At 35.6% G+C, this 3,184-nt stretch carries 4 protein-coding genes; 2 read left to right on the top strand and 2 right to left on the bottom strand.

The genetic code is table 11. The features are described 5' to 3' along the window. The coding region (locus BAZSYMA_RS10605) for a transposase (RefSeq protein WP_420912274.1) at positions 1-160 on the bottom strand (160 nt) is incomplete at its 3' end. Beyond that, positions 129-317 carry a hypothetical protein gene (locus BAZSYMA_RS10280; RefSeq protein ID WP_241502507.1) on the bottom strand — a complete coding sequence of 63 codons (189 nt, stop codon included), beginning with the start codon at positions 315-317 and terminating at the stop codon, positions 129-131. The genes BAZSYMA_RS10280 and BAZSYMA_RS10605, both read right to left, overlap by 32 nt. Before the next feature lie 374 nt (positions 318-691). Here BAZSYMA_RS10280 and BAZSYMA_RS00695 point away from each other — a divergent pair, with 374 nt between their 5' ends. Continuing rightward, positions 692-2,263, top strand: coding sequence for a type I restriction-modification system subunit M (locus tag BAZSYMA_RS00695; protein WP_090714532.1), 1,572 nt, complete (start codon positions 692-694; stop codon positions 2,261-2,263). Then, positions 2,253-3,122: a RhuM family protein gene (locus BAZSYMA_RS00690; protein ID WP_090714530.1), complete on the top strand. Its 870-nt coding sequence runs from the start codon at positions 2,253-2,255 to the stop codon at positions 3,120-3,122. Before BAZSYMA_RS00695 ends, BAZSYMA_RS00690 begins: the two co-directional genes overlap by 11 nt. Positions 3,123-3,184 lie beyond the last annotated feature (62 nt).

Raw genomic sequence — 3,184 nt, 5'->3', positions numbered from 1 at the left:
CCTTTGTTGATTTGTAACCAATATCATTCCAAGCATCACAACACTTATCTACAATTTCATCATAATCCTTAAAAGCCATATTCGATAAATATCTTTGCTTAGTATTAAGCCATAACTGCTCTACTGGATTAAGCTCTGGAGAATATGGCGGTAATGCAATTGGAATGAAATGATATTATCAAAACATTTAATTTTTCCAGTGGTATACCATGCTGCTCTGCTCTATCCATTATTACAACGGCAACCCTACCTTTTGCTGTTGCTGTTGCTTGGGAGATTGACCTTAAATGCTCAATCATACCATTGGTATTTGCCAAAGGCAATACCAAGCCAAGTGCCTTGTCTCTTGCTGGACAAGTGGCACCAAAGGTGTAGGCGTATTTAAATTGTTGTTGTCTTATTGCTCTAGGTCTGGTGCCTTTTGGTGCCCATGTTCTAGCAATAGACCCTTGTTGACCTCAAAAATAGTGGTATTTTTGATAAAAAACAAGGCTATAATTTATCAATTCGGTGTCTGCTTAAGTGGGGGAACCGCAGTTAGTCTCTTAATAATCAATGAATTTAAAAAAATCAAGTGGAACAACCTAGCAAATCATTCCAGCCGATTGCTAACGCACCGGCTGAATTCAAATGTTATACATCAAAATCCATAACACGAAACCAAAAAATTAAAAGGAAATAACAGATAGCAATGGCAAAGAAAAATAATACAAAAGAAAAATCCATAGAAGAGACACTCTGGCAGTCCTGCGATAAATTAAGAGGATCGGTTGAGCCTGCTGAATATAAGCATGTTGTGTTGGGGCTTATTTTCCTGAAATTTGCCAGTGATAAGTTTGAACAACGCAAAAAAGAACTTATCGAGGGTGGTCAAGAAAAATATGGTGAAAGGAAGGAATTTTATGCCATGAAAAATGTCTTCTTTCTGAAAGATATTTCTCGTTGGAACTACATTATTAAAAATGCCAAGCAAAATGATATTTCTTTAAAAATTGATACTGCACTCAACACGATTGAGAAAGGCAATCCCTCTTTAAAGGGGGCATTGCCTGACAATTACTTTTCTCGTCTTGCCTTAGATAAAACAAAACTGGCCTCTCTTTTAGATACCATCAATGACATTGATACGCTCAAAGATAATGGGCAGGATATTATTGGGCGTGTCTATGAATATTTTTTAGGTAAATTTGCACTAAAAGAAAGCAGTGGCAAGGGCAAGGGCGAATTTTACACCCCCAAAACCATTGTAAACTTGATTGCTGAACTTATAGAACCCTACAAGGGTATTATTTATGACCCTTGTTGCGGAACGGGTGGAATGTTTGTGCAATCCATCAAGTTTATTGAAAACCATCAGGGCACAAAAAAAGAGGTTTCCATTTACGGGCAAGAGAATACGCCAACCACTTATAAATTGGCAAAAATGAACCTTGCTATTAGAGGAATTTCGTCAAACCTTGGTGAAAAACACGCAGATACATTTGCAAATGACCAACACAAAGATTTAAAAGCCGATTACATAATGGCCAATCCACCTTTTAACTTGAAAGATTGGCGAGGCGAAAACGAACTGTTGGACGACCCTCGCTGGATGGGTTATGAAGTGCCGCCCAAAAGTAATGCCAATTATGGCTGGATTCTTAATATGGTGTCCAAGCTTTCTGAAAATGGCGTTGCGGGTTTTATCCTTGCCAACGGTGCTTTATCGGGTGGCGGAGAAGAATACAAAATTCGTAAAAAGCTGATTGAAAACAATCTGGTTGAAGCCATTATCATTATCCCAAGAAATACCTTTTATACCACTGACATTAGCGTAACGCTGTGGGTTCTGAATAAAAATAAAAAACAAAGAACCGCTCATATAAACAGCATTGATAAAAACTACCGTAATCGTGAAAAAGAAATTTTGTTTATGGATTTAAGGCGTTGGGGCAGTGAATACGAAAAAAAGTATGTACAACTGACCGAGCAAGATATTACAAAAGTAGCGTTGAACTATCATAACTGGCAACAAACTGATTTTGAGTCTACTTACAAAGATATTCCTGAATTTTGCAAGTCAGCCAGTTTTGAAGAGATAGAGGCCAACCACTTTTCGCTTGTGCCAAGTAAATACATTGAGTTTGTAGATAAAGACAGCGGCATTGATTTTGATACCGAAATGAAGCGTATTCAAAAAGATTTCAAAACATTATTACAAGAGGAAAAGGACTCACAAGACCAATTGATTAACGCCTTTAAGGTATTGGGTTATGAGTTATAATAAAAACGAAATAATAATATATCAGGCTGACAATCTTACACGAGTAGAGGTAAAAGTTGTAAAGGAAACGGTTTGGCTAAACCGGCAACAAATTTCAATGTTGTTTGATAGAGATATTAAAACAATTGGCAAACACATTAACAATGTTTTTTCAGAAGGTGAACTTGATAAAGGTTCAACTATCGCAAATTTTGCGACAGTTCAAATTGAAGGAGGCAGAAATGTTGAAAGGCAGATTGAGTATTATAATCTTGATGTTATTATTTCAGTTGGTTATAGAGTAAAGTCTAAGCAAGGCACGCAATTTAGAATTTGGGCGAATAAAGTTTTAAAAGACTACTTGTTAAAAGGTTATGTCATAAACAATCGTATAAATCAAATTGAAGATAATGTACAAGCTTTAGCCGAAAAAGTAAATAGTATTGATTTACAAATAAACACAAGCCTGCCACCTAATAAAGGCATATTCTTCGATGGACAAATTTTTGATTCCTATGTATTTGTGGCAGAATTGATAAAAAAATCCCAACAATCAATTATCCTAATTGACAACTATATTGATGAAACCGTGCTTACTTTACTTGCAAAAAGAGGCAGAAATGTAGGGGCAACTATTTATACAAAAACAATTAGCAAGAATCTAAAATTAGATTTAGATAAACACAATCAACAATATCCTAAAATTAATATTAAAAAATTAGGACTTTCGCACGACCGATTTTTAATCATCGACAAAAAAGACTTGTATCACTTGGGCGCATCTCTTAAAGATTTGGGTAAAAAATGGTTTGCATTTTCGAAGATGAATAGCTTAACAAATGAACTTTTAAATAAGTTAAACCAAGGTGCAGATGAATAACTACAAACGATTGGGCGATTACATACAATTGGTGGATAAGCGGAATAAAGAGTTAGCGGTTA

Source organism: Bathymodiolus azoricus thioautotrophic gill symbiont, assembly GCF_001298715.1.
GTDB lineage: Bacteria > Pseudomonadota > Gammaproteobacteria > PS1 > Pseudothioglobaceae > Thiodubiliella.
The sequence above is the reverse complement of the archived record's forward strand: the minus strand, read 5'-3'. Positions and strand labels throughout refer to the sequence as shown.

What these genes read in the sequence shown, in the direction of transcription:
- BAZSYMA_RS00695 (WP_090714532.1), top strand. Translation starts at nt 692, where the DNA reads ATGGCAAAGAAAAATAATACAAAAGAAAAATCCATAGAAGAGACACTC.
- BAZSYMA_RS00690 (WP_090714530.1), top strand. Translation starts at nt 2,253, where the DNA reads ATGAGTTATAATAAAAACGAAATAATAATATATCAGGCTGACAATCTT.